The following is a 24,865-nucleotide window of genomic DNA, read 5'->3' as shown; positions in this document are numbered from 1 at the left end:
TGCGAGCGAGCTGGACCGCATCTCGCTTGAACTCGGCGCTGTGGATTCGGCGATTGATCATGATGGTGCCTCCTATCTTCGAGGCTTATCTCCATCTACGCCAGATCGGGTCACCCGCAAATCGTCCCAGTGGCGCGTGATCAGGCGCGCGTCGATCCGGTGCCGCGACAGGTCTTGCAGGACACCGTAGTCCGACTCGCGGTCCAGACGCCAGTAGCGCAGATCAGGAAGGTCGGCCAAGCGGGGACTGAAGCGGTACCCCAGCAGGTAGAACAGGCCGAACACCGCGTCGCTCGACCCGGCGGTATCGCTCATGATCTCCCGGGGGTCGAGGTGGGTCTTCTGCTCCAGCAACCCCGCCAGAATCAGCAGCGAGTCGCGCAGGGTGCCCGGCACGGTGATGCCGTGGAAGCCGGAGAACTGGTCCGACGTGAAGTTGTAGTAGGTGATGCCCCGCTCAGCCCCAAAGTACTTGCTGTTCGGGCGTGCGTTGACGGTTTTGACCGGAACGACGAAGCGCAGTCCGTCCGCGGAGGCAACTTCCCCACCTCCCCAGGCCTGCACGAGCGGAATGCAGGACTGGGCTTCCACCAGGCGGGCGTTGGCCGCCACGATGGTCTCGCCCCTCAGGTAGTTGTGCTGCACCCACGACAGGCGGGAGAGGGTCAAGGCCGGAACGTGCGGGCGTGCTACTGCCTTCACACCAATGTTGCACGCCTGGGCCACCAGCACGGCACACAGGCTCACAGCCAGGTCCTCCATCCGGGTGCTCCCCTCGCTCAGGTGCGTGAAGGCGGAAAGAAACCCGGTACGGGCGTGTTCCTCCAGCAGCAACTCGGGCAGGTCGATGTTCGGTAGGGACGCGGTGACCAGAGACCGGAGGTGCAGGAGGCTGGGCGGGTCCGGCTGCGCTTCCAGGGGCGACACGTGCAGCCGGTCATGACCATCCACATGTTCGAGCCACACGAAGGTGTTGTCCGGCAGTCGCCCGGCGACCTGCCGGTACACCAGATCGAGTTCCGCCCCCAGCAGGGTCAGCTCGACCTCGGGATCATGCGAGCGGCCCAGCTCCCGGCAAAGGTCGTCTTTCACCGCCTGCCACTCGTCCTCATGCAAGAGCTGCGCGCGGGGGTCACCGTAGCGCTCGCTCCGGGTCACGAACACCTCGCGCCGCTTGAGAGCCTGCTGAAAACCGTGCAGCACACACAACGTGTAGGCGGGTCGGTCCACCTCGCCCCGCCTGAGGAAGACCCGCCCCCGCCACGCCCTGGGCACCACCGCTTGAGGTGCCCCCTTCAGGCTCGGCTGACGCTTGCCTTCCAAAGAGGCCAGGAACTGCAACCCGTCCAACACCGGCTTGCCCGCCGGTGTTGCCTCGAAGCTCAGCGTCCGCAGAAACGTAGGCAGAAAGCGTCTGACGATGTGGTAGCGGCTCAGCCATGCCTCGGGTTCAGGAGCGTCGTCCACGCTCGCCACCTCCGCCACGGTGGCCGCCGCCGTTTGCAGCGCCGCCTGATCGACCAGCCCGAATGCCACCTGGCGCACCTGATCGTCCGAGACCTCGTGGTTAAGCAAGACCAGAGCGACCTCCCGCAGCTTCAGCGCCGCCCGGTCCAGGTCCCGCAGCGTCCGGAGACGCTGCTCACGCCGGGTCTTCTCCCCTTGGAGTGCGAGGCCCGACAGCAGGAGGTCCAGGATGTCCAGGGCGTCGTCGGTGGCGCGGCGCTCCAAATACTGCACGAAGGAGAGCAGGGAGGCCGCACGGCGCTCCGGGGACAGCCGGGCGACGGTCTGTGCCCAGGCACTTTGAACGTACCGGCTGATGGTCTCCAGCCGGGCCCGCGGCACGTGGGAGAGGTCGAGGTCGCCGATGCCCAGGGCACGGACACGGACGGCTTGCAGGCGCTCCAGGGCCGCCACGAGTCCGGCAGCGGTGGTGCGGGTAGGGGTGGCCCGCAGCCGCTCCAATGGGGTGAGCGGGTCGCCCTCGGGACGGGCGAGCAGGGCCTCTAGGGCCGTCGCCTGATCGGGACTCAGCCGACGGCTCAGGGTACGCCAGAGCGTGGTGGACGTACGCTCCCGCACCCGCGTGATGAGACGTGCCAGGGTGCTCGCGCCGGGCAGGACGACCTTGCGTCGGACCAAGCGCGCGGTGGCGAGGTCGAACAGCACGCTGGGCCGGGGATCACCCAGTTCAAGCTGCGCATACAACCAGCGGATCAAGCTGAATACCTCCACACCCTCGAAGTCCTGATAACCCAGGACGCGACGGATGAGGCGTTGGTGCTCGTGGCGGGTGGGCTCGCGGTCCAGGTACATCGGCAGGGTCGCCGGGGTGACCCCAAGTTGGGCCGCCAGGGTACGGATGACGCTGCCGGGCACGTCCAGGGGCTGGGTCAGGAAGCAGCCCAGGAACCGCAGCGTGCAGAGCTGGAGGGCGAAGCCGAGCTTGTTGTGCGCCCGGCGGCGGGGGAGGATCAGGGCGTGGTCGCTGTCGCTGAGGTGAAAATAGCGGTCGAACTGTTCCGGGGAGGGGTCGCCCGTGTACCGGCCGTACCGGGCGGCCTGCTCATCGCTGAGGAAGTCAACGGGCACGGATTCCTTCAGGAAATAGCGTTACCACAGGAGCGTCCCAGTTCGCCCTCGATGAACGGCTCTTCCACGTGCCACGGCCCATGCCCCCCGTTTTACACTTACCGCAGGAAGCGAGGAACTGCATGGACGCCGCCACCCTTCACCGCCGGGCCGAGGACTTTCTGGCGGACTTGCGGCGCAGTCCGGCTACCCTCCGGGCGTACCGCGCGGATCTCGGGCACCTAGCCGGGTAGCTGAAGGCGACCGGGCAGGACCTGACAGGTCCAGCACTCGGCGCCTACTTCGCCGCCCACATCCACTGGGCGGCCTCGACGCGAAACCGCAAACAGACGGCGCTGGAGCAATTCTGCCGCTGGGCAGTGCAACGCGAGGTGCTGGACCGTGATCCCACCGTGCACCTGGAGCGCCCCAGCCTGCCGCCCCCCCATCCGCGCGGGTTGCGCCGGGAGGAAGTCGAACGCATCTTTGCCGAAATTCCGGCAGAACAGATGCGGGATGCCCTGCTGTTTCGCCTGGTCTTCGAGACTGGGCTGCGGATCAGTGAGGCATTGGGAGCACATGTGGAGGACCTTGACCTGACCCGGGGCGATGAGCACCTAACCGTGTTGGGCAAGGGGGAGCGGAAACGGACCGTGCTGCTCGACGACCCTAGGCTGGTGAACCTGCTGCGGCGCTACCCGCGAACGTTGGGCTACACACACTGGCTGCTCTTCCAGGCGACGAAGAATGGGCGCGGGGGGCCACTGCGCTACCAGAGCGTGCAGGAACGCTGGCAGGGATACGCGGAAGAGGCTGGGGTGAAGTGCACGTCGCACCAGCTTCGACACAGCCATGCGACGGAACTGGTGAACGGGGGAGTGAGCCTGGCGACGATTCGCAAGCGGCTGGGACATCAGCAGATCCAGACGACCCTGCGCTACGCGGAAGTCAATGACACCACAGCAGATGCGGAAGTCCGGCGCTGGCGGCGGGGGCGCCGACTTTACCGCCGCGCCGTAGGCCAAGTTGCCGCCCCCCGGGGCCGCCAACGCCTCCCGCTCACGAGGGAAGTCGGTGCCGGGACCCAGCACGCGGGGTCGCGGCCTGGCACCACGTGGAGCAACCCGGTGGGGACATCAGCGTCATCCCCTACCTCATCGAGGGGCGGGAACGGAGTCAGGAGATTGGCCCCACCTCCCCAGCATCCGTCAGGCGGACGTACTCGCACAGCACGTCGGTCACGGTGACAACGCCGACGACCTCATGGCGGACATTCACCACGGGCAGGCCGCCCACCCGGTGGCGGAGCATCGTGTACGCGGCGTTGTGCAGGGGGGCTCCCCGTGCTGCCGCTACTGTACCTGCCAGTGCTGTTGCGCGCCCGGCTCTCGCTCCTCTGGGCCGCAGGGGTCAGTCTGCTCGCCTACGTGGGGCTCTCCTTCGCCTGGCTCCTCGCACTGGAAGCGACCCAGGTGACCTGGTTCACGCTCTCGGAGATCCAGAACCGGGCCGCAACCCTCAGCGCCCTGGTGCTGCTAGGTGGGTTCCTCGTGCTGCTGGTCAGCGCCTACGTCCTGGCCCTCTTCGAGTTCGCCCTGCGGGAGGCGCGGGCGTACGACGAGGTGGAGGCCAAGCAGCGCGAGCTGGAAGGCGCCCTGGAGCGTGTCCGGTCGCTCGGTGAGCTGGAGGTTGAGCACGCCAGCCTCACCGAGCGCGCCCGCATCTCGCGTGAACTGCACGACACGCTGGGGCATCACCTCACCGCCCAGCGCTACGACCTCCAGTTCGCCCTGTGGTCCCGGTCCGGGGACGCCGAGGAGCGAGGGGCCCTGGAGCGGGCCCTGACCCGCAACGAGGAGGCCATCGCGGACGTGCGGCTCGCCGTCAACGTGATGAAGCCCCGGCCCAGCGGCGAGGACCTGCTTACCTCCCTGCGCCGCCTCGTCTCGGCGTGGCCCGACAAGGCGAACATCTGCCTGGAAGTCATGGGCCGGGAGCGTCCCCTGCCCGAGGACGTTCACCTCGCGCTCTACCGCGCGGCCCAGGAGTGTATGACGAACGCCCGTCGGCGCGCGCCCGGCGAGCGGCTCACCCTCGGGGTGACCTTCGGGGAGGACGCCGTGGTGCTCGAAGCGCGCAACCTGGTTGGGCGGGTGCTCGTCCGGGCGAACGACACCGGGCAGGGCCTCGCCTCCCTCGCACGGCGGGCCGAGGTCCTGCGGGGTGAGGCCCACTCCGGGGTCCAGGGCAGTCAGTTCATGGTGCGGCTGCGGGTGCCCGCGTGAGCGAGGTCCGGGTCCTGATCGTGGACGACCAGCCCTGGGTACGCTTCGGCCTCGCCAAGCTGCTCGATCTGGAAGACGGCGTGCGGGTCGTCGCCGACCTGGAGAGCGGCGAGGCGGCCCTCGCCTGGCTGGAGACGGGGCAGGCGGACGTGGTGCTGATGGACGTACGGATGCCGGGCCTCGGCAGCGTGGGGACCATCCGCGAGGTCAGGGCGCGCGGCGGTCCCCCGGTGATTCTGCTCACGACCTTCGAGGACGACGAGGACATGTTCGCGGGGTTGCGGGCGGGGGCGGCGGGGTACGTGCTCAAGGACGTATCGGTGGAGGCGCTGCGCGACGCCCTGCTGCGGGTGGCCCGGGGTGAGCGGTACGTGCAGCCGCGGGTGGCGGACGTACTTGCCGACTCGCTCTCCCGCGAGCGCGAGCGCGAGCGCCGGGACGTGGCGCCCGAGCCACTCACGCCGCGCGAACTGGAGGTGCTGGCGCTGCTGGCGCGCGGTCTCACGAACAAGCGCATCGCCCGGGCGCTGAACCTGGGCGAGGGCACGGTCAAGATTCACGTGTCGAACGTGCTGGGCAAGCTCGGGGCGGACGACCGGGTGGAGGCGGTGCGCCTCGCCGTCGCCCGCGGGCTGCCGGGCGGGGGGGAGCGGACGGAGCGGGAAGAACCCCCGTGATTTCCCGGCCTGGCGGGGGCTCCCTGCGGGTTCGCTGGCCCTGACCCCGCGTCCGCCCCCAGCATCGAGGCCGCCTGGCGGCGCCCTTGGATCAGGAAGGACGGGAAGACCGGTGGGTGGCGCGGCCTCCACCTGGACGAGCGAGCGCCCCGCAGAGGCCGAGAGTTCGGGCACGTGCTCGCCCAGCCGCTGGGCCCGGCGCGGCGCCCGCCACAGGGGTCAGGCCGCCTGCACGCGGCGTACCCCCAGGTGGCAAACGAGCTGGCGACCCGGGGCCGGGTCCGCGGCCTCCCCCTCACAGGACACGGCACTGCCCCTCGCGCCGTCCCTGCACGCGGTTGCTCTTACCCACCGGCTCGCGGGCGTTGCCCTCGCACTCGAGGTCGCCATTCACCGTGACTCGTTCAAGATGCACCGTTCCGGCGTTGAGCTTGAGGGCGACGTCACCTTCCACCCGGGTGTCGTTCAGGATGACGTGTCTGCCGTGGAGGGCGTCCACGTCCCCCCGCACCACGCTGTCCCTCAGGATCAGGGCCCGGAAGCCGACCTCGCCCTGCACGTCGCCGCGCACCTCGCTGTTGCGGATGGTGACCTGACCGTTTCGTTGCACCTGCACGTCACCCGCCACGCGGGTGTTCACCAGGATGCAGGTGGCCGCGGTCCGCACGGTCACGTTCCCGTTCACGGTGCGCCCCGAGAGCGTTCCCGAACACGTCACGTCGGCGGTCTGTGCCCCCGCCGTGGGGGCGACCAGCAGCGGCCAGAGGGTCAGGGCAGTCAGCAGGATTCGCTTCATGATGTCACCGTCCGCGCCGGAGTGCCGACGCTCTGGAAATAGAGGACATTCGTTCACCAAGGGCTTCGGCGGGGGGGATGATCCGGGCCCAGCCCGGCTCGCCGGAGCGTTCGCAACTGACTTGACTGGGGTCACGTGAATCTCCCTTCCATCCCTGCCCCACCCGGACCGGAAGACTGGGAACCTGCTGGCCTCCCCCGGCCCGAGCGCGGCCAACTCCCGGTGAAGTCCTGAGAAAGGCTGTTCCTTCGGGGGCGGGAACCGGGCATCGCGGTTCCCGCCCCTAACCTCAGGGGACTATGACGACGGGGATGGGAGCCAGACGCAACAACCGTTCCGCCGTGGACCCCAGCAGGAACTTCTCCAGCCCACCCTTGCCGGTGGCCCCCAGCACCACCACGTCATAGGAGCCGTCCTCCGCCAGTTGCAACACCACCTCATGGGGTCGGCCCGTGCGCAGTTCCCCACCCCCCAACTGCGCGAGGGTTTCCAGTGCCTCGCGGGTGGCACGCTCGGCCCTTTCCTGCACCTTCGAGAAGATAGGTAGGGGCACCGACGGCCCGCTGGGGGAGACGACCAGCGGCGCGTGCAGCGCGATGGTGTCGAGCACGTGAACGACGTGAACGTGGGCCTCTGGAAAGGCTTCGCGGGCCCAGGCGACGGCGGCGTTCCCGCGCGGGGAGAAATCGGTGGCGGCCAGGACGTTCTGGAACATGACTTCTCCTCGGGTGAACCCTAAAAGACCTTGGAGTGCAGGACCAGCACAGGCACCCGCGCCTGGCGGACCACGCCTTCGGCCACCGACCCCAGCACGGCGCGGTGCAGGCCCGACTTGCCCCGGGGGCTGATCACCACCAAGGCATAGCCCTGGGTCTGGGCACGCTCGACGATGGTCTCGACCGGAAAGCCCTCGACGGCCAGGCCGCCGCCGAGTTCCTCGTTCAGACGGGCCTGCGCCTGCCGCACGGCAACCTCGCGCCGCTCGCGCTCGCTGGGGGTGTCCGGCACCCCGCCCCGCGGGTCCCGCATCCACACCGGACGAAGCCCGAGTTGCCGGCCGTCCACGACGTGCAGCACGTCCACCTGCGCCCCCGGAAAGCGCGAACGCGCCAGATCCAGGGCCGCACGCGCGCCCTCGGAGAAGTCGAAGGGAACCAGAACTCGTCTGATCACGGCCAAACCTCCTCGGCGTCCACATAGGCCGCACCCTCGGCGAAGACCCCCACCGGGAGTGGCGGCACCACGTGCAGCAGGGTCAGCGTGGCCCCGTACCGGCGGGCGAGGTCGCCGGCGTGGGGCAGCGCGAGGTCACCCAGCGGGCTGCCGTCGGTCGTCACGAGGACATGCCTGAACATACCTTTCCTCCAGGGCGCTCGGGTGGTGCGGCGGCCCCGGGACGGGCGAGCGCGGGGCAGGTCCCGGGACGACACGGCGGGGCTCAGGTGGGGGCGGAGGCCCGGCGGGTCCGGGTCCGGCGGCGAGCGAGCCCCTTCTCGACCTCCAGGGCCAGGAGCAGCGTGAAGCCCAGGCCGACCGAGAGCAGGAGGTCGGCGGGGGACAGCGGCACGAGGCGCAGGAAGGTGCCTTGCAGGGGGGGCACGTACAGCGCCGCGAGTTGCAGCGCCACCACCAGAGCCACCATAATACGCGAATCCCACCGCCAGCGCCACGGCGGCGATGTACACCCCCGCACACGCGACCTGCCAGCCCATCCCGCCGCTGAACAGGCCCTCGCGCGGGGACTGGGGGGGACGGGCCATCACGCCCCGCTCGGGTTTCTCCACGCCCATCGCCAGCCCCAGCAGACCGTCGGTCATCAGGTTGAGCCACAGCAGTTGCAGCGGCAGCAGGGCGACCGCCGAGTCCAGCGGGAGACCCAGCAGCGCGAAGGGCAGCGGCCACAGCAGCATCACGCCGACCTTGCCCACGTTGCCGGTGATGGCGAAGCGCACGAATCTCCGCAGGTTGTCGTAGATCGTGCGCCCCTCCTCGACCGCCGCGACGATGGTGGCGAAGTTGTCGTCGCGCAACACCATGTCCGCCGCCTCCTTGGAGACGTCCGTGCCCGTGATCCCCATCGCCACGCCGATGTCGGCCTTCTTCAGCGCGGGCGCGTCGTTCACCCCGTCCCCGGTCATGGCGACGACCTGCCCGCGCCGCTGGAGGGCCTCCACGATCCGCAGCTTGTGTTCGGGCGACACGCGGGCGAAGACGTTCACGTCCGCCACCGCCCGTTCGAGGTCCGCGTCGGTCATCTTTGCCAGGTCCACCCCGGTGACCACCCGTTCATTGGTGGAGATGCCGAGATCGCGCGCGATGAAGCTCGCCGTGAGGGGGTGGTCCCCGGTGATCATGATGGGCCGGATGCCCGCCGCCCGGCAGCGCGCGACGGCCTCACGGACCTCCGGACGCGGCGGGTCGATCATGCCCACGAGGCCCAGGAACACGAGGTCCCGCTCCACCCGCTCGTCTGCGAGGGGGGCATCCAGCAGGCGGAAGGCCACCCCCAGCACCCGCATCCCGTCGCGCGCCAGGGCCCCCTGCGCCCCCTCGATGCGGCGGCGCCACCCAGAGTCGAGGGGCCGCACGCCCGAGCCGTCGAAGACCTGCGTGGAGAGGTCGAGCAGGCCGTCCACCGCCCCCTTCGTGAAGGCCACGAAGCCGAGGCCGGGGTCCAGCCCATCCCGGCCCAGCACCGCGCCGAGACCGTCGGGGACATGCTCCGCCCGCGCGTGGACGGTCGTCATGCGCTTGCGCTCGGAGTCGAAGGGCAGTTCGGCCACCCGGGGTAGGGCGCGAGTCATCTCGTCTTGCGCGAGGCCCGCGTTCGCCGCCGCCACGAGGAGGGCGCCCTCGGTGGGGTCACCCAGGGTCTCCAGGCGCCCGCCCTCACCCAGCCTCACCCGCGCGTCGTTGCACAGCGCCCCAACCGCGAGGGTGAGGTGCATCAGCGGGGAGGTACCCAGCAGCACCCCGGGCCAGGCGTCCCCGCGCTCCAGGGCGGGCATCCGGGCGTGCAGGGTGGGGCTGAGGTCCACCCGCTCGCCCGCCACGTCGAGGACGGTGACGGTCATGCGGTTCTCGGTCAGGGTGCCCGTCTTGTCCGAGCAGATGGTGGTGACGGAGCCCAGCGTCTCCACGGCGGGCAGCTTGCGGATCAGGGCGTTTCTCCGCAGCATCTTCTGGGCACCCAGCGCGAGGGTGAAGGTCACGACGGCGGGCAGGCCCTCGGGCACGACGGCGACCGCCACGCTGATCGCCGTCAGGAGCATGTCCTCGAAGGTCTCCCCGGCGAGCAGCCCGAGAGCGAGGATCAGGACGGCGACGACCACCCCCGCCGCCGCGAGGCCCTTGCCCACCCGGTCGAGGCGGGCTTGCAGGGGGGTCATGCTGCCCTTCACGTCCTGAATCAGGGTGGCGATGCGCCCGAGCTGGGTGCGCATCCCGGTCTCCACGACGACCGCCGTGCCGCGCCCGTAGGTGACGGTGGTGCCCATGAAGCCCAGGTTGCGGCGGTCCCCCAGGGGTGCGTCCGCCCGGGTCAGCGCGGCCACCTCCTTCTCGACCGGCTCGGACTCGCCGGTCAGGGCCGCCTCCTGCACCCGCAGGTTGGCGCTCTCCAGGAGCCGCACGTCGGCGGGCACGACGTTTCCCGCCTCCAGGGCGATCACGTCCCCGGGCACGAGGTCGCGGGCGCTGAGTTCACGCCAGTCCCCGCCGCGACGGGCGCGCACGACGGGCACGGCGAGCCGTTTCAGGGCGGCGATGGCCCGCTCGGCCCGGTACTCCTGGAGGAAGCCGAGCCCCGCGAAGAGCAGGAAGATGGCGAGGATCGCGCCCGCCTCCAGCCACTTCTCCAGGAAGGCGGAGAGCCCCGCCGCCGCGATCAGGATGAGGACCATCACGGCGGTGAGCTGCTCCCAGAGGATCTTCCAGGGGCTTTTCACTCCCCGGTCGATCAGCTCGTTGGGCCCCAGCCGGGCGAGGCGGTCCCCGGCCTCCTCGTCGCCCAGGCCGCGCCCCGGGTCGGTGCCCAGCGCGGCGAGGGTGGCCCCGGTCTCCAGCGTGTGCCAGGGGGGATCGTCGCTGAGGGCGGGCGGCGGGGGCGCCTTCAGGGGGCGGATGGTCATGAGGTCTCCTTTCACGGCGTCCCGCCCGCGGGTCCGGCCTCGCGGTCACAACGGAACGATGAACCGGCATCCGGTCCTGACGGTCTCGGCGCGACAGGACCCGGAGGAGAGGCGGGCCGACGTGGGGAAGCAGGGTTCAGGAGCGGCGGGAACAACCCCGGGGAGGCGCAGGCCCCTGCCCCGCGAGGACGAACGCCCGGGCGAGCCGCGCCACATTCCCCGCCTGGCCGTCGATCATGGCGTGGGAGGCCCCGGGCACCCGGATCAGGCGGGCGTTCGGCAGGAGGCCCAGCATCCTGCGCAGGGTCCGCGAGCGCACCACGTTGTCGTCCGCGCCGTCCAGCAGGAGGGTCGGCGCGTGGACCCGGTTCGCCCAGTCGCGCGCGTCGGCGTGGCGCAGGTGGGTCGGCAGCCCCCAGGCGCGGCGTGGCCCCGCGTGCAGGTACGACCACACCAGCCGGGCGAGGAAGACCGGGCGCACCTTGGGTCCCTCGGCCAGCAGGCGCAGAAGCTGCCCGAGCGCGCCCGGAGTATCGGGCCGGGTCGCCGGGGCACACAGCACCAGACACCCCGCGCTGGAGGGTGACCGCGCCGCGAGGTGCAGCAGCACGTCCCCGCCCAGCGAGTGGCCGAGGAGCGGCGTGCCCTCCATCCGGTTCGCCCGCAGCCACGCCGCGAGGTGGTCGGCGAGGCTCTCCAGCGTCAGGAACGTGCCCGCCGGCGCCCGCGAGTACCCGTGTCCGGGCGGGTCGTAGGCTCATGACGTTGAGCACGATGTCGTGCTGGATGGGCGTGTACCGGAAGAGGGTCTCGAAGGCCAGGGGGAGGTCGGGGCTCATGGTTCCTCCCCCCGGGCGGTGAGCACCGGCACCGGGGACTCGCGCACCAGCCGCAGCGCGACCGACCCCAGGGTGAGCCGCGCGAGGCCGCCGCGCCCGGCGGTGCCGACCGCCACGAGGTCGTACCCGCCGCCCGCCACGCGCTCCAGCGCGACCTGCGCCGGGTCACCCCGGACGACCTCGCCGCCGCCCAGCTCGGCCAGGTGCCGCCCCGCCTCCTGTTCCCACTCGGCGTTGCGCTGCTCCAGAAAGCGGGCGCTCGCGCCGCGCAGCGGGGGGTCGCCCACTCCGGGCAGCGCGAAGGGCACCGTCAGGGCGGCGGGCTCGACCACGTGCAGGGGCCTGACCTCCGCGCCGGGCAGGTGGGTCCGCACGAAGTTCAGGGCCCGCCGCGCAGCCGGGGAGAAGTCGGTCAGGACGAGCACGCGCCGGGCCGCCGGAGCTTCCTGGCCACGCACCTCCTGCACGGCGCGCTGCCAGGCCCGCTGCTCCAGGGGGCGGTGGTCGTCTCCCGGCGGTGAGTGCACGCTGAAGACCGGCACGGGCGACTCACGGATCAACCGCTCGGCGACCGACCCCAGCAGCAGCCGCCCCACCCCCCGCCGCCCGGCGGTGCCCATCACGATCAGGTCGTACTGTCCCGTTCCCGCGCGCCTCAGCGCCTCCTCGGCGGGCGGGCCCAGCGCGATTTCGCCGCCGCCCAGCGCCGCGAGCCCCTCGTGCTCCCGGGCGTACCCCCCGGGGTGGGGGTCCGTGTCCGGCGACACCACGTGCAGCACGGTCGGCGAGGCGTCCGGGAAGGCGGCGCGAGCGGCCCCCAGCGCGGCGAGCGCCGCCGGGGAAAAGTCCATCATGACGAGGGGGCGCGTCACAGGGCACTCCCCGGGAAGGGCCGGGAAGGGACCACCGCGCCGGGGCTGGGGGTCGCGCCCCGGTCGCTGTCGGTCCCTGCGAACGAGGGGGGTTGGTCGGCGGGCCGCCTCTGGATGCGGTCAGGGTCTCGTGGGGTGGTCATGGGTCCTCCGGGGAGAAGGGTGGGGCATCTCAATCGGTGGCCCGGGCCGTGAGCACCGGGATGGGCGATTCGCGGACGATTCGCAGCGCCACCGAGCCCAACATCAAGCGCGAGATGGGGACCTTGCCAGATCAGCGGGTTGAGAATCTGGCGCATCATGACGCGCCACACGCCCGGCGGCTCGCGCGCGGGCAGGGCGTTGCGCCCGTACCGCTCCAGCCGCCGGGCGGCCCCAGCCACCCTCAGGCCCTCCGGGGTGGTGTCCAGCCGGGCGAGAACGTCCCCGGGGGAGGCGGCGTGCCAGGGTGGGGGCTCGGGGGCGTGTGAAGCGGGGGGTGGGCCCAGCGGCTGGGTCATGACGACCTCCCTGATCCGGGTGGGGCTCGAAGGGGGCGGGGGGGGGTCCGGCGACGCGCGGGAGCCCCCGGGTGCGGTCCCCCGGCTCAGTGCACGATGACGACCGGCACCGGCGACTCCCGCGCGAGGCGTTCGGCGGTCGAGCCCAGGCCGGAGCCCCCCGGGTCGCCCGTGCCAGTCGCGCCGAGGGCGATCAGGTCGAAGGAGCCCGCCTGCGCGTAGCGCAGAATCTCGTCTACCGGCGAGCCCACCACCAGTTCGCCGCTGCCCAGCCGCCGCAGCCGCTCGTGCACCTCGGTCTCGAAGTCGCGCTGCACCCCCAGCCTCTCGCCGCTCAGGACGTAGCCGCTCCCCGGCGCAGCGACGGAGGGGGCGTGCAGGGTGAGGGGATCGACGACGTGCAGCAGCCGCACCTCGGCGTCTGGGAAGGCCTGCCGCGCCCACGCGGCGGCGCGGTCGGCACGGTCGGAGAAGTCGGTGGGGACGAGGACACGCCGGGTCATGGCGCCCCTCAGTACCGGGTCAGCCCGGCCAGGCCGCCGTATTCCCGGACGAGCTTCTCGGCGTGCTCGCCATAGACCCGCCGGACCTCCAGCCCGTAGAGCGCCTGAAGCTGCGGCAGCATCTCCTCCAGTGTCACCCGCTCCATCGGGCTGCCGTCCAGCGGGCTTTCCTGTGCGTCCTTGCGGGCGGTGAAGTACGGGACCTCGCGGTTGTGGCTGCGGAAGAGGTTCACCTGCGAGCCGTCCTCCGGAATGACGAGCAGGTACACCCGCCCCTGCTGCACCATCTCCAGGACCCGCTCCATCTCCATCACGCCCTGTTCCTGAAGCTGCTCCATCAAGCGGACCTGCTCGGTCTGGGCGAACTCCTCCAGCAGCGGGATCAGGCGCCCCAGCAGCATCTGTTCGGGGGCGCTGCCGGTGCCGACCTCCACGTTCGTCTCGCCGACCACCTCGAAGGAGGCCGTATCAGGGATCTCGGCGCGAAACTCCGCCAGACGCGCGACCGGCCCGACCAGGATCAGGTGGTTCAGGTCATGGTCCTTCATCAGGCGCGCGAGTTCCTGGGCGGTCTCGTTGTAGAAGCGCTGTTGCAGGGCGTCGAGGTGCCGCCGGAACAGTTCCACGCCGCTGTCGCTGCGCGGCCCGGTGCCCTGCGCGCTGAACCCGCTGCCGTCCTGAGCACGGGCCGCCCCCTGCGCGCCGGGAACGGCCGTGGTGGAGGCGGTCAGGTCGTCGCGGTCCACGTCCTGAAGCTCGGTGTTCTGCTCGCGCCGCAGCTCGGTCAGCTCGCCCTGCTTCAGGATAAACATCCGTGCCCAGTCGCGGTCCACGGCCAGCACGCCGACCGGGGGGTACGCCTCGGTGACGGCCTGGACCAGCGCGGGCAGCGGACGCCCGAAATGGAAGCGTTCGGGCAGGTCGAGCTGCACGTCAAAGCGCTCGTCGATGCCCTCGCCCAGCACGTACACGGCACTCTTGCCCCGGGCCTCGCGGGCGCGGGCCACGTCGTCGAGCAGGCGCTGTCCCAGGGTGGGCGGCACGCCGAGGTCGTTCAGCGCGCTCTTGACCCGGGTGGTCAGGGCGTCGCCGTGGTTGTCCTGGCTGGCGGGGTTGACGTGAACCACCGCCATCAGCACGGACTGGTCCTCGGGCAGGGACTGGAGGCGGGCAAGCTCGCTCGGATAGATCATGGGTCTCCTGGAGGGGTTGTCTGAGAGGGCTGGGGGTCAGGCGGCCGGGCCGTCCGGGGCGCGGGCGGTGAGGACCGGGACGGGCGACTCGCGGACGATCCGCAACGCCACCGAGCCCAGCATCAGGCGCGAGAGGCTTCCCTTGCCCGAGGTGCCGACGGCCACGAGGTCATACTCCCCGCCCGCCGCACGGTCCAGCGCGATCCCGGCGGGCTCACCACTCACCACCTCGCCGCCGCCCAGTTCGGCCAGCCGGACACGCGCCTCCCGCGCCCACAGGGCGTTGCGCTCGGCAAGGAGCTGGCGGCTGGCGCCGCGCAGCGGGGGGTCCGGGGCGCCCGGCAACGCGAAGGGCACCGTCAGGGAGGCCGGATCGACCACGTGCAGCAGCTCCGTTTGCGCCCCCGGCAGATGCGTCCGCACGAAGTCCAGGGTGCGGTGGGCGCTGTCCGAAAAGTCCGTCAGGACCAGCACGCGGGCGGGCGCCGGGTCCTCCACCCGCCCGAGGTCGTGGAGGGCGCGCAGCCAGCGCCGCTGCGAGACTGCGGGCAGCGGCAGGTGGTCTTCCGCCTCCGGCGAGTGGACGCTCAGCACAGGCACCGGGGCGTCGCGGATCACCCGTTCGGCCACCGACCCCAGCAAGAAGCGCTGGAGGCCGCGCCGTCCGGCGGTCCCCAGCACGATCACGTCGCACTTGCCCGCCCGCCTCAGGGCCTCCTCAGCGGGCTGCCCGAGCGTGAGCTCGCCGCCGCCCAGGGCCGCGAGCTGTTCTCTCTCCTGAAGGTAGCCCCCGGGGTGGGGGTCCACGCCGGGCGATGCCACGTGCAGCACCGTAAAGGCCCCGTCCGGAAACGCCGCCCGCGCCACCCGCAAGGCCCCCAACGCGGCGGCCGAGAAGTCCATCAGCACCAGAACACGGGTCATGCGCCTTCCTCCTTTGCTCCGGGGGGCCGGGCCTGCGCGAACTGGGCGGTCGTTATCGAAAAGCCCCAGCAGGCGCGGGCGTTGAAGACCACCGCGTCGTAGCAGGAGTCGGGGCTGGAGGTCGCGCAGGCGTCTTCCGGCAGCACCGCGCCATAGTCGCGGAGATACGCTTCCTCCACCGTGGAGGTCACGCCCTGGTCGATGTTGACCCCCGCGAACAGGAGGGTCTCGATGCCCTGGGTCCGCAGCACCTGGTCGAGGTGGGTGCCGAAAAAGCCGTCCATGCGGACCTTCTCGGTGAGGATGTCCTCCTCACGCATCCGCACCAGCAGTTCGTCCACCATCCGGGCGCCCCACGACCCCGCCGTGAGCACCGGCCCGCGCTCCAGCTCCTGCCCGATGCCGCGCTGCTCCAAGCTGTGCTTGAAGGAAAAGAGGGTGGGGGCGCCGAGGTTGCGCAGGTCCGGGCGGTTGTGCCAGTCCACCCAGATCACCCACATCTGGCGCTCGCGGGCCACCTCCAGGGCACGGATCACGCCGGGAATCGCCCGGCGGCAGCGTTCATGGTCCAGCCCCGAGACGTCGGTCCAGCCGCCCGGCGAGCAGAAGTCGTTTTGCATGTCGATGACGACGAGGGCCTGGCGGTCGGGGTTGTCCACAAAGGGCATCAGGCTCGCCTCGAAGCGCAGCAGCCCGCCCTCCTGATGGTGCGGCGCGAGGTGCACGTGGTCCTTGTAAAGGTGCCAGCGGTCGGCGCTGGCGGCGAACTGAACCCCGCCGTCCGGGGTGGGGGCGTAGACCTCACGGAACTTCCGCTTGCTCATGGCTGCCTCCCGATGAGGCGGCGGCGGGGAGGCGGGAGCGGGGCGTCCCGCCGCCGCCCGGCCCGGCGCTCACAGCACTCCCGCCCGCAGCAGCCCGAACAGCGCGGACGCGAGGGTGAACAGGACTGTCATGGCGATCACGGTGCGGATCATGTTCAGGTAACGCATGGGGCCTCCTTACACGAGGTTGAACTCCTCGGCGTGCACGTGCGTCAGGGGCACGCCGAGGTCAGAGAGTGCCTTCGCCACCGCGTCCATCATCGGCGGCGGCCCGCACAGGAAGTACTCGCGGGTGCGGCGGTCTTCCGGCAGGTACCGCTCCAGCAACTCGGGGGACACGAAGCCGGTCTCAATCTCCTGCCCCGCAGGACGCTCGTCCGGGGCCTCGTTCAGCACGTGCACGACCCGCAGGTTCAATCGGCCGCGCAGCTCGTCCAACTCCTCGCGGAAGGTTACGCTGTCCCAGTCCTTGTTCGCGGCGAAGAGCAGCACCGGGCGGTCGTCGCCCCGGTCGGCCAGGGTCCGCAGGATGCTGATCATGGGGGTGATGCCCACCCCGCCCGCGATCAAGACGAAGCCCTGGTCGCGCTGGAGGTAGTCGGGCGTGAACACCCCGTAGGGGCCGTCCACATAGGCGCGGGTGCCCACCGGCACGTCTCTGACCGTCCGGGTGAAATCGCCCAGCTCCTTGATGGTGAAGTGGATCTGTCCCTGCTCCTCGGCCGAGCCGGAAAAGGAGAAGGGATTTTCCCGCACGCTCAGCGGCGAGGTGCCCACCCGGATCCAGGCGAACTGCCCGGGCCGGAAGCGCAGCCCCCGGTGCCCGTCGGGGGCCAGGCTGAGGGTGTAGCTGTCCCCGCGCTCGCGGCGTACCCCGGTCACCCGGTAGGGGCGGGTCCGCAGCAAGAAGGGCTTGAGCAGCCGCACGTACAGCACCAGCAGCGCCACGCCCACCGCCATCGCGGTCCACAGCGCCGCCTTCCAGGGGGTATCCAGGTAATGCCCCACGCCCAGCATGTGCGCGAGCGCCAGCCCGATCACCAGGACCGAGAGCAGGCCGTGCACCAGCCGCCAGGTCTCGTACCCCAGCTTCAGGTTCAGCCGCCACACGCTCGTCCCCACCAGCGCGACCAGCGTCAGCACCGAGAGCACCGCGAACCGCGCCCGCCACGGGGCGGTCACCGGGTTGAGCAGCGCCAGCGTCTCGGGCCGCGACAGGAAGAGAATCAGCGGGTGCGCGAGCACCAGCCCGAAGGCGACGAAAGAAATCTGCCGGTGAAACTGGAGCAGGATGTCGATGCCGTACGGCGCGGCAATGCGGCGGAACCGCGCCGTGATCAGGAATTGCAGGCACATCACGCTCATGCCGACGAAGCCCAGCGCCACGCTGAACTCGGTCCAGAAGTCGCGGCCCTCCGGCTCCGGCCCGATCAAGATGGTGAGCAGCGGCGACAGGGCGATCACCACGTACAGGGCGGTCCACAGCACGCCGAGCGCAGTGCGGCCGATCCCGGCGCGGGGGGCGGGACGGGTCTGGCCGGGGAGTTGGGTCTGGCTCATCGGGAACCTCTCAGGGGTCGGGTGGGGTCAGGTCGTCGGGGCGCGGCGGGTCCGGGCGCGTTCGCCGCGCCGCCAGGCCCACTTGAAGGCCTCCATCGCCACGACGATCAGGGACGCGAGCAGCAGGAGTTGCAGCCACTGGGTGAAGGGCACTGGCTCCAGGCCCAGCACCCGCTGCATCAGCGGGATGTGCGTGGCAGCGAGATGCACGAGCTGCGCCCCTACGATGGCGAGCAGCAGCACCCGGCTGCGCGAAAAGGGGAGCGCGAAGGTGCTCGCGGTTTCCGAGCGGGCGTTCAGGGCGTGGAAGTTCTGGAGCAGCACCATCAGCAAGAGGGCCACGTTTCGCGCCGCGAACTCGCTCGCGCCCGCCTGCAACATCAGCGTGAAGGGGACGAACACCAGCGCGGCCATCACCACCCCCGAGAGCAGGAGTTGCGAGACCATCAGCCGGTCGAAGATGCCCTCGTCGGGGCGGCGCGGGGGGCGCGTCATCTGCCCGCGCTCGCCGGGCTCCAGCGCGAGGCCGATAGGCTGGAAGCCGTTCGTGACGATGTTCAGCCACAGGAGCTGCACGGCGGTCAGCGGGATCAGGAAGCCCAGCGCCACCGCCGTGAGGAACAGCAGCACCTCAGCCACGCCGCTGGACACCAGGACGGACACGACCTTGCGGACGTTCGCGTAAGCGGTGCGCCCCTCCTCGACCCCCGCCACGATGGAGGCGAAGTGGTTGTCGGTGACGTGCGTTCAAGCGCGGGCTCCACACCGTCTCATGTCCTTTTGCACGGGAACGGGGACGGCGTGGCGTCGCAGGCGGGTCCCCACCGTGAGCACCAGCAGGGCCAGTGCAGAGGACAGGAACAGCAGGGCGTCAGGCCAGTGGAACATGGGGTCCTCCGTGAGATCTTGGGATGGCATGAAAGGGACGGCCGCCCACCGGCCCAGACGGAATGGCAGCAGGGGGACACCTCCTTGGAAACACGAAGAGGGCACGAAGGCTCACCGCAGGACTCGTCTTCTCCCAGACAGAAAAAGAACGACCAGACCGCCGGAGAGCGTGAACATTGTGTCCTCAGACGCCTGTTCGCTTCTTGAGAGCGAGAACAACGGCAGGCCGGGCGTTTTGACTGCTCACCCCCGGTTTCGCTGAAGGCGCCTTCAGACGGGTCGGTGCTCGCGCCCGGTGAACGCTGTGGTGGGGCTGCCCTCCTGAAACATGGGGAGAACCTGAGCTTGAGCCGTCCTTCACAGCGTGACCACTCATGGTGAAGCTCTCTCAAGCCATGCCGTAGCAGGCTCACTCACCTGGCACAGGCTGGTGGCCTCCCCTTGGCCTTCAGGCAGGGGTCTCCGGTGCCCACCCAGACTGCTTCGCCCGCTCCCGCATTTTCGCCATCGTGCTGCCACAGACCGGGGACAACCTGATCGTACCCCTGCGGACGGGGAGCGCCGCCCAGGTACATCCATTCCCGATCACGATGGGTGTGCTGCTGTGTGGCAGCGTGTTCGGGCTGGTGGGCGCGCTGCTCACAGTGCCCTTCCTGCTCGTGATCAAGGGAAAAACGCCCGCCGACAGACCCGCGCGGCGTTGGTGGAGGCCGCCGACCGGTGTGCGCTCTGACGGCGACGGTACGTCGCCCCCCCGCTGCTTGCCGTCGGGGCCGCCTCTGCCGGGTCAACTCCCCGAGGGAGGCGGAGGGGAGGAACCAGCAGCCCGCTCTCAGCGCCTTAGCGTCTGTTTCCGCGTCGCTGCTGGCGTGACCCTTTCTTTTTGCGGACCCTCAAGGAGCGATCCCGTGAGCGAGACACACGTTCCCACCCTTCACGACCGACTTGAGCAGGTGCAGCGCCCCAAGGCCAACGACGAGGCCCACCTGTTCGGGTCGCGGCTACACGCCGAGCACGAGGTGTTTACCGACCTCGGCAGGGTGCAGGAAGGCTACCGCTGGAGTGGAGCCACCGGCTCCGTGCCCAAGGTGGGCACCCGCGTCCGCGTGAAGATGAACCGCCTGGGCTTCGGCACCGTGCGCGGGTACTTCCTGGCAGAGGGTGGTGATGGAGGCCTGCGGTTCCTGGGTTTGGCGGTCGAGCTGGAGGACCCTCCCGCCAAGTACGTCCGGCAACGGCGACGCCAGGTGGGCGAGGGCCGGTCGAGCAACGATCCTGCCCGCGTGTTCGGTGTCGAGGTCGAGCTGGTGTAGGGATGCCGACACGATGCAGAAACTTCAGTACGCCAACAAAAATAGCGGCTATGACGCTTTTTCAGTCGCCCAACTGTTCTCAGCTCCGCACCGGCGTGTGAGCGAGAGGGGAATGCGCTTCCAGCCGTTTCTCCCTGGTGTTAGGCTGCCTGAGCACAGGAGGGGGGTGGTGACATGGCCGAACAACCAAGCGCGGGCTCCACGGCTTTCCCCGCATTCCGCCTGTCTCCTCCCGCCCTCCTGCTCAAGAACGGGCCACCCTGATCCATGCGGCTCCAGGTGGCCCCTGGAGTCCGCATGACCACATCCGAAGAACGGCGCTGGCCCGATGCCCTGCTGTCCGTCCAGGACGCTCTGATCTGGATTCAGGCTGCCCTCCCACCCCATCACACCGCCCAGGGTCCCACTGCCCTGCTCAACGTCAAGGCGTGGGGTGTCGTCGCGCGCTTTCATGTCCTGGCCCCTGAGCCCTATGACGTCGTGTTCAAGGTGGGCGCGTTGCCCCTCTTCAGGAGTGCTCCCCGCGCTTTCGAGCTGGCGCATCTCGCGCGGCCTCACCACACCCCGGAGCTGCTCGCCTCCCGACAGGACGGCGAGCAGACCTGGACCCTGTTCCGTGCTTTCGAGGGGCACGTCGTCCGGGACGCCGAGGGCACCGGCGCCGTGGTGGAGATGGCCCGTGAACTCGCCCGCGTGCAGGCCGCGGTGCTGACACTCCCCGAAAGTGCCCGGCTGGGTCTTCCGCACTTCCCCCTGACATCCATCCCCACACAGTTCGATCAGCTCCTGACGCTGACCCGCGAGCGTTACCTGCCCATCTTCGAGGAGCGGCGGCAGGACTTTCGCAGCACGTTCAACCTCGACCTTCCCCCTAACCTCGCCGAGCGGCTGGAGGTGCATCGTGGGAGGGTTCAGACCTGGACGGACGAATTGGCCGCGATGAACTGGCCGGAGTCCCTAGACCACGTGGACCTGCACCACGAGAACGGGGTGGTCCAGCCGGACGGGAGTGTGCTGCTGCTCGACTGGGAGGAGGCCCAACTCGCATTGCCGTTCTTTTCGCTTGACCGCTTGCTGGAGGACGCCCGCGAATACGACGAGCGGGCGGGCATCCCACAGGCGGTGACGGGGATAGACGGCACGCCGACGGTGCTGGCGGTGCGCGCGGCATATCTCGACACGCTGCCGTGGCGCACCTGGGAGGAGCGAGCCACAGGACTGGACCTCGCCCTCCAGCTTGCTCCCATCAAGGCTCTGGCCGAGGGGGAAGCGTTCAACGACGCGCTGGGCCGCGAGCGCGGCAACCCCGTGCAGGCCGCCTTCCTGCTCCTGCGGGCGTTGAGGCGCTGGGAAGCCTCTTGCTGAAGGCGGTCGGGACGAACAGGGCGGGTTGAAGCAGTTCTGCTCATCGTCTCCCCCTGTTGAGGGTTGGCCGAGGGAGCCTGCCTCCCTCTGCTATGACGCCCAAGCGCTTGCGGCACGTCGCATTCTCTAGGCGTACCAAAATCTATGGCCCTTGTCGTCTCCCTGTGTAGGGTCCGCAAAAAGTTTAGGGGTGGCACGTCGAGGAGGCGGGCCGCCCCTGATCGCCTCGTCCCGTGCAGAATGCACCCATGCCCTATGTCGCTGTGGCCGACGTGAACTACTACCAGATGGAAGGCGAGTGGAACCGGGTCGATGAGGAGGTCATCGGCAGCCCCTTCGCCACGGTAGAGGATGCCCAGGCGGCATGTGCCCGTCGCCGCGGCGACCAGATCGCCTGGGAGCAACACGACGAGACGCGGTGGACCGGCTATGAACCCACCAGCATCGTGGAATTCAAAATCTGGTGGGTTCCCGAGCGTCCCAGGGCCGCCGGTTCCGTCTGACAGTCGTTGAACCGTCCGGCGCCAGCCATCGCCGACGAGGAGGAAAGCGCCCGTTGGGCGCGGCCTTCCATGCGAGTCCCGCTGCGCGGGACCGGGCTGCTAACGACACCGGGCTTCCTCACGGTCGCCCGGACGCAGCCCTCTCGCATTCCAGTCCCGGGTCTCCGTCTGGAAGGCATCCAAGGCAGGGCGTGGAGCTGATCAGGGCAACAACCCCGCCTCTCGCGCTTTCGCGCGACGCTGCGCGGCCCGCTTCCAGCCTGCGGCCGGGGTTGCCGGGAGGGCACCGGCAAGGAAAGAGGAGCGCCTGACGGCGCACGGTGCCCCTGGCCGGACGCCGCCGCGATCCGTCCCTGCGGCCCTCTCGGACAGGGCTTGAGGCGGCTCGGCGCCCAGCCTCGCGGGCCGGAAGAGCAAGAGACAGAGGGGCGCCTGACGGCGCGCTGTTTTTTGTTCCCCCTTCCGGGGCGCGTCTCCAGCTTAGGGTCGTGCTCGCTGCGGTCAAGGGAAAGAGCCTTGACCTCCGCTGCGCGCGCCCCTGGCGCTTTTCGCGCCGCCCCTCGCAGGGAAAATGGGAGGGGGAAGGGACAAGGGCGGCCCCGGACATGCGCGGCTGAGGTTGCGGGGACGCGCCATGCGGGCTGTGGACGCGCGCCCGGGGGGCGCGGCGCTGCGCGCGTGACCCCGGATATACGCCGGTTTACCTGCTTACAGGTTTACCGGCCTTTCTTGACTACTAACTATGTTAGAGATATAGTAAGGACGTAGGGGGCACCTTCCACACCCGCCTCCTACACGAAGGAGCGAGGTCTATGAGCTACCAGAAGCCCAGCACGCCCGAAGAGAAGGAAGCCGCCCGCGAAGCGTCCCAGGCGATCACGCAGGAACTCATGGCGAGGGTGGACACGCGCGTCGAGCACCTGGCCGCGCAACTCGCCGCCGGGGCCAGCGCCGAGCTGCTGACCTTCATGCGCTTTTCCGCCCGCTTCCACACCTACAGCCTGAACAACCAACTGCTGATCTGGATGCAGGCCCCGGGTGCCCAGCACGTGGCCGGGTTTCATGCGTGGAAGGCGTTGGGCCGCCGGGTCAAGAAGGGCGCCAAGGCCGTGCGCGTGCTGGCGCCGCTGGTGGTGCCCGACCACGAGGCCCCACGCCAGGCGAACGGCAGACCCGCGCAGAAGGTGGTGGGGTTCAAGTACGCCTCGGTCTTTGCCGACCACGACACCGAGGGCGAGCCGTTGCCGAGCGCCGCTTTCATGGTGGTGCAGGGCGGCGACGACCGGACGCGCGAGCTGCTGCGCGCCCTGTCCGGGGCGTGCCCGGTGCCTGTCGAGTGGGAGGACGGTCAGGGGAGAAACGCGCACGGCTGGACCGATGGCGGGAAGATCGTCCTCAACCGGGAGAAGTGCGCCTCAGAGCCCGCGCACGCCGTCCGGGTGTTCTTCCACGAGTGGGCGCATGTGGCGCTGCACTTCCAGGGCGAGGGCAAACGCGCCGAGGACCTGCCCGACCGCAAGACGCGCGAGCTGGAGGCCGACGCCTGCGCGTATGTCCTCGCCAGCCTTCACGGCATTGAGGCGGCGCCCCAGGTGGCCGACTACATCACCGCCTGGGGCGGCAACGCCGAGGGGCTCCGCGCCAGCCTGGGCCGGATTCAGCGGGCGGCGTCCGAGATTCTGGGAGCCCTGGAGGGGGACGCGGCGAGCGTGCCCCAGGCTGCCGACTGATTCACCGGCGGCCCGCCCGGAGCGGGTGGGCCGCCTTTCTGGAGGGGTTGACCATGATGCACAGCGGTGACGAGTTCTACGGCGACGAGATCACGAGCGGCCCGAACCTGGAGGACCTGCACGGCCAGGACTGGAACGAGGCGAACGACTACACGAACGAGCTGGACGACCCCGGCGAACCGCCCGAGGACGACGGGGGGCACGGGAGCGGCGACCCCGACCCGTCCGGGGCGCCCCGGCTCACCGCCCTCCCGCCCGAAGAGGAAGATTTGCCCTTTTAACCTTGCGGGACCGCACCCAGAAGCACGGTTTTTACCGTGTGAGAGCAGGGAAGTCTTGACATATAAGTATGTTAGATATATAGTAAGTGATAGAGGAGGGCACCTTCCACACCCGCCCCCCTCGCAAAGGAGCGAGCATGACCGAGACCCCCACCCGCCGCGCGTATCCCTTCGAGGAGTTCACCGACCTGGAGGCCGCGCCCATCGAGTCGAACTGGACCGGCGAGGGCGCCCCGCCCGCCATCGGCGAGCGCGTCCACACCTCGGGCTTCGGCCCCGGCACCGTGACGGCCTACGTGGTCTGGAGCCATGAACTGCGCGCCCGCGTGGACCTGGACACCACGCCCGACCGGCCCGCGCTGCCGGTGGTCATGCAGGACGGACGCGCGCACCTGTACGCGACCGCGCACGACCTGACCGCGACCGCGCAGGACCTCGCCGCCTGACCCGACCGGCCCCGCCCCAGCGGGCGGGGCCAGCCGCAGGAACAGGCCGCGCACTGCCCCCACGCTGCTTCCCCGTCCGAGGTGTCCCATGAACACGACTCCGAAACAGGCCCTTGCCCTCCGTCGTCTGGTCGAAGCGGTCTTCCGCCGCGAGGTGATCGCCCTGGAGGTCGAGCACTCGCCCACCCTGCTCGCGCACCTCCGCCTGCGGCTGAGTCTTGGCCGCGAGCGCCGCGCCATCGCTCACGCCCTGCGCCTCGGCCTCCGCCGGGAGCGATGCTATGGGGCCGGTGACTTCACGGTCTGGATCACGCCCGAGGGCACCGTGACAGTCGCCGATGACCGTCTGCCCCAGCAGGTCACGCTGGAGGAGGCCAACCGGGTGCTTGCGCGCCACGGCCTGCGGCTGTGGCCCACCTCGGAGGACTACCAGACCGCCGTGCTCCTGAACGTGCATGGGCGCTACCTCGCGTCCGCGAGCCTCTGGGATGACGGCGGAGTGGACCTGATGAGCCCGTATGGTGGCAAGGTCGCCCTGACCCACAACGCCATCTGGACCGACCCCGAGGGCGGCCCCCGGGTGGTGTGCGAGCTGCGCACCGTGATCTCTGCCCAATACGGCGAGTTCCGGCCTCCGTTGACCGTGCAGGAGGGGTGAGGAC

General features: G+C 70.2%; 22 protein-coding genes and 3 pseudogenes. 10 read left to right on the top strand and 15 right to left on the bottom strand.

Annotation, left to right across the window (positions count from 1 at the left end; all coding sequences use genetic code 11):
* Nucleotides 1-117: 117 nt before the first annotated feature.
* Nucleotides 118-2,595: pseudogene (locus IC605_RS19190) on the bottom strand (Tn3 family transposase); the annotation flags it as partial.
* 359 nt (nucleotides 2,596-2,954) lie between these two features.
* On the opposite strand from IC605_RS19190, the pseudogene IC605_RS24825 reads away from it, so the two are divergent.
* A pseudogene (locus tag IC605_RS24825) lies at nucleotides 2,955-3,518 on the top strand (tyrosine-type recombinase/integrase); the annotation flags it as partial.
* Between the two features lie 232 nt (nucleotides 3,519-3,750).
* Here IC605_RS24825 and IC605_RS19180 read toward each other — a convergent pair.
* Nucleotides 3,751-3,885 carry a CBS domain-containing protein gene (locus IC605_RS19180; RefSeq protein WP_216327978.1) on the bottom strand — a complete coding sequence of 45 codons (135 nt, stop codon included), beginning with the start codon at nucleotides 3,883-3,885 and terminating at the stop codon, nucleotides 3,751-3,753.
* Between the two features lie 32 nt (nucleotides 3,886-3,917).
* On the opposite strand from IC605_RS19180, the gene IC605_RS19175 reads away from it, so the two are divergent.
* Together IC605_RS19175 and IC605_RS19170 are read left to right on the top strand one after the other, a co-directional pair.
* Nucleotides 3,918-4,859, top strand: coding sequence for a sensor histidine kinase (locus IC605_RS19175; protein ID WP_216327975.1), 942 nt, complete (start codon nucleotides 3,918-3,920; stop codon nucleotides 4,857-4,859).
* On the top strand, nucleotides 4,856-5,536 hold the full coding sequence (locus IC605_RS19170; protein WP_216327972.1) for a response regulator: 681 nt from the start codon (nucleotides 4,856-4,858) through the stop codon (nucleotides 5,534-5,536). Before IC605_RS19175 ends, IC605_RS19170 begins: the two co-directional genes overlap by 4 nt.
* A 295-nt stretch (nucleotides 5,537-5,831) precedes the next feature.
* On the opposite strand, the gene IC605_RS19165 is transcribed toward IC605_RS19170, so the two are convergent.
* From IC605_RS19165 to IC605_RS19105, 13 genes and pseudogenes are all read right to left on the bottom strand, one after another.
* Nucleotides 5,832-6,332, bottom strand: a complete 501-nt coding sequence (locus tag IC605_RS19165) for a hypothetical protein (RefSeq protein WP_216327969.1) — start codon at nucleotides 6,330-6,332, stop codon at nucleotides 5,832-5,834.
* 289 nt (nucleotides 6,333-6,621) lie between these two features.
* Nucleotides 6,622-7,047, bottom strand: coding sequence for a universal stress protein (locus IC605_RS19160; protein WP_216327966.1), 426 nt, complete (start codon nucleotides 7,045-7,047; stop codon nucleotides 6,622-6,624).
* A 20-nt stretch (nucleotides 7,048-7,067) separates the two neighbouring features.
* A complete protein-coding gene (locus tag IC605_RS19155) occupies nucleotides 7,068-7,505 on the bottom strand; it encodes a universal stress protein (RefSeq protein ID WP_216327964.1) in 438 nt (145 codons plus the stop codon).
* The gene (locus IC605_RS19150; protein WP_216327961.1) at nucleotides 7,502-10,462 is read right to left on the bottom strand and encodes an HAD-IC family P-type ATPase; all 2,961 of its coding nucleotides are present in this window, start codon (nucleotides 10,460-10,462) and stop codon (nucleotides 7,502-7,504) included. The genes IC605_RS19155 and IC605_RS19150 overlap by 4 nt, the downstream gene beginning before the upstream one ends.
* A gap of 136 nt (nucleotides 10,463-10,598) precedes the next feature.
* A pseudogene (locus IC605_RS25445) lies at nucleotides 10,599-11,207 on the bottom strand (alpha/beta fold hydrolase); the annotation flags it as partial.
* A gap of 90 nt (nucleotides 11,208-11,297) precedes the next feature.
* Nucleotides 11,298-12,173 (bottom strand): universal stress protein, encoded by an 876-nt coding sequence (locus tag IC605_RS19140; protein ID WP_216327955.1) that lies wholly within the window; start codon nucleotides 12,171-12,173, stop codon nucleotides 11,298-11,300.
* A complete protein-coding gene (locus IC605_RS19135; protein WP_216327952.1) occupies nucleotides 12,170-12,673 on the bottom strand; it encodes a cation-transporting P-type ATPase in 504 nt (167 codons plus the stop codon). Before IC605_RS19135 ends, IC605_RS19140 begins: the two co-directional genes overlap by 4 nt.
* 86 nt (nucleotides 12,674-12,759) lie before the next feature.
* On the bottom strand, nucleotides 12,760-13,176 hold the full coding sequence (locus tag IC605_RS19130; protein ID WP_216327949.1) for a universal stress protein: 417 nt from the start codon (nucleotides 13,174-13,176) through the stop codon (nucleotides 12,760-12,762).
* Between the two features lie 8 nt (nucleotides 13,177-13,184).
* Complete coding sequence (locus tag IC605_RS25225; RefSeq protein ID WP_216327946.1) at nucleotides 13,185-14,369, bottom strand: VLRF1 family aeRF1-type release factor; 1,185 nt, start codon at nucleotides 14,367-14,369, stop codon at nucleotides 13,185-13,187.
* Nucleotides 14,370-14,405: 36 nt separating this feature from the next.
* Complete coding sequence (locus IC605_RS19120) at nucleotides 14,406-15,293, bottom strand: universal stress protein (RefSeq protein ID WP_216327943.1); 888 nt, start codon at nucleotides 15,291-15,293, stop codon at nucleotides 14,406-14,408.
* Nucleotides 15,290-16,117, bottom strand: a complete 828-nt coding sequence (locus IC605_RS19115; RefSeq protein ID WP_216327940.1) for a cysteine hydrolase family protein — start codon at nucleotides 16,115-16,117, stop codon at nucleotides 15,290-15,292. Before IC605_RS19115 ends, IC605_RS19120 begins: the two co-directional genes overlap by 4 nt.
* 177 nt (nucleotides 16,118-16,294) lie before the next feature.
* Nucleotides 16,295-17,677: a ferredoxin reductase family protein gene (locus IC605_RS19110; RefSeq protein WP_216327937.1), complete on the bottom strand. Its 1,383-nt coding sequence runs from the start codon at nucleotides 17,675-17,677 to the stop codon at nucleotides 16,295-16,297.
* Between the two features lie 27 nt (nucleotides 17,678-17,704).
* Nucleotides 17,705-18,391: a cation transporting ATPase C-terminal domain-containing protein gene (locus IC605_RS19105; protein WP_216327934.1), complete on the bottom strand. Its 687-nt coding sequence runs from the start codon at nucleotides 18,389-18,391 to the stop codon at nucleotides 17,705-17,707.
* 1,082 nt (nucleotides 18,392-19,473) lie between these two features.
* Here IC605_RS19105 and IC605_RS19100 point away from each other — a divergent pair.
* The 7 genes from IC605_RS19100 to IC605_RS19070 all read left to right on the top strand — a co-directional run bounded on the left by IC605_RS19100 (nucleotide 19,474) and on the right by IC605_RS19070 (nucleotide 24,861).
* Nucleotides 19,474-19,878 (top strand): hypothetical protein, encoded by a 405-nt coding sequence (locus tag IC605_RS19100; RefSeq protein ID WP_216327932.1) that lies wholly within the window; start codon nucleotides 19,474-19,476, stop codon nucleotides 19,876-19,878.
* Between the two features lie 297 nt (nucleotides 19,879-20,175).
* A complete protein-coding gene (locus IC605_RS19095) occupies nucleotides 20,176-21,243 on the top strand; it encodes a phosphotransferase (protein ID WP_216327930.1) in 1,068 nt (355 codons plus the stop codon).
* A gap of 248 nt (nucleotides 21,244-21,491) precedes the next feature.
* Entirely contained in the window at nucleotides 21,492-21,746 is a 255-nt protein-coding gene (locus IC605_RS19090; protein WP_216327928.1) for a hypothetical protein, read from the top strand.
* A gap of 812 nt (nucleotides 21,747-22,558) precedes the next feature.
* The gene (locus IC605_RS19085) at nucleotides 22,559-23,476 is read left to right on the top strand and encodes an ArdC family protein (RefSeq protein ID WP_216327926.1); all 918 of its coding nucleotides are present in this window, start codon (nucleotides 22,559-22,561) and stop codon (nucleotides 23,474-23,476) included.
* A gap of 53 nt (nucleotides 23,477-23,529) precedes the next feature.
* Nucleotides 23,530-23,757 (top strand): hypothetical protein, encoded by a 228-nt coding sequence (locus tag IC605_RS19080; RefSeq protein WP_216327924.1) that lies wholly within the window; start codon nucleotides 23,530-23,532, stop codon nucleotides 23,755-23,757.
* A 137-nt stretch (nucleotides 23,758-23,894) separates the two neighbouring features.
* The gene (locus IC605_RS19075; RefSeq protein ID WP_216327922.1) at nucleotides 23,895-24,203 is read left to right on the top strand and encodes a hypothetical protein; all 309 of its coding nucleotides are present in this window, start codon (nucleotides 23,895-23,897) and stop codon (nucleotides 24,201-24,203) included.
* An 88-nt stretch (nucleotides 24,204-24,291) separates the two neighbouring features.
* Entirely contained in the window at nucleotides 24,292-24,861 is a 570-nt protein-coding gene (locus IC605_RS19070; protein ID WP_216327919.1) for a hypothetical protein, read from the top strand.
* The last annotated feature ends 4 nt before the right edge of the window (nucleotides 24,862-24,865 follow it).

It is taken from the genome of Deinococcus aestuarii (assembly GCF_018863415.1).
In the GTDB taxonomy this organism is placed as follows: domain Bacteria; phylum Deinococcota; class Deinococci; order Deinococcales; family Deinococcaceae; genus Deinococcus; species Deinococcus aestuarii.
Note: the sequence above shows the minus strand (reverse complement) of the source record. Positions and strands in the feature narration are given on the sequence as shown.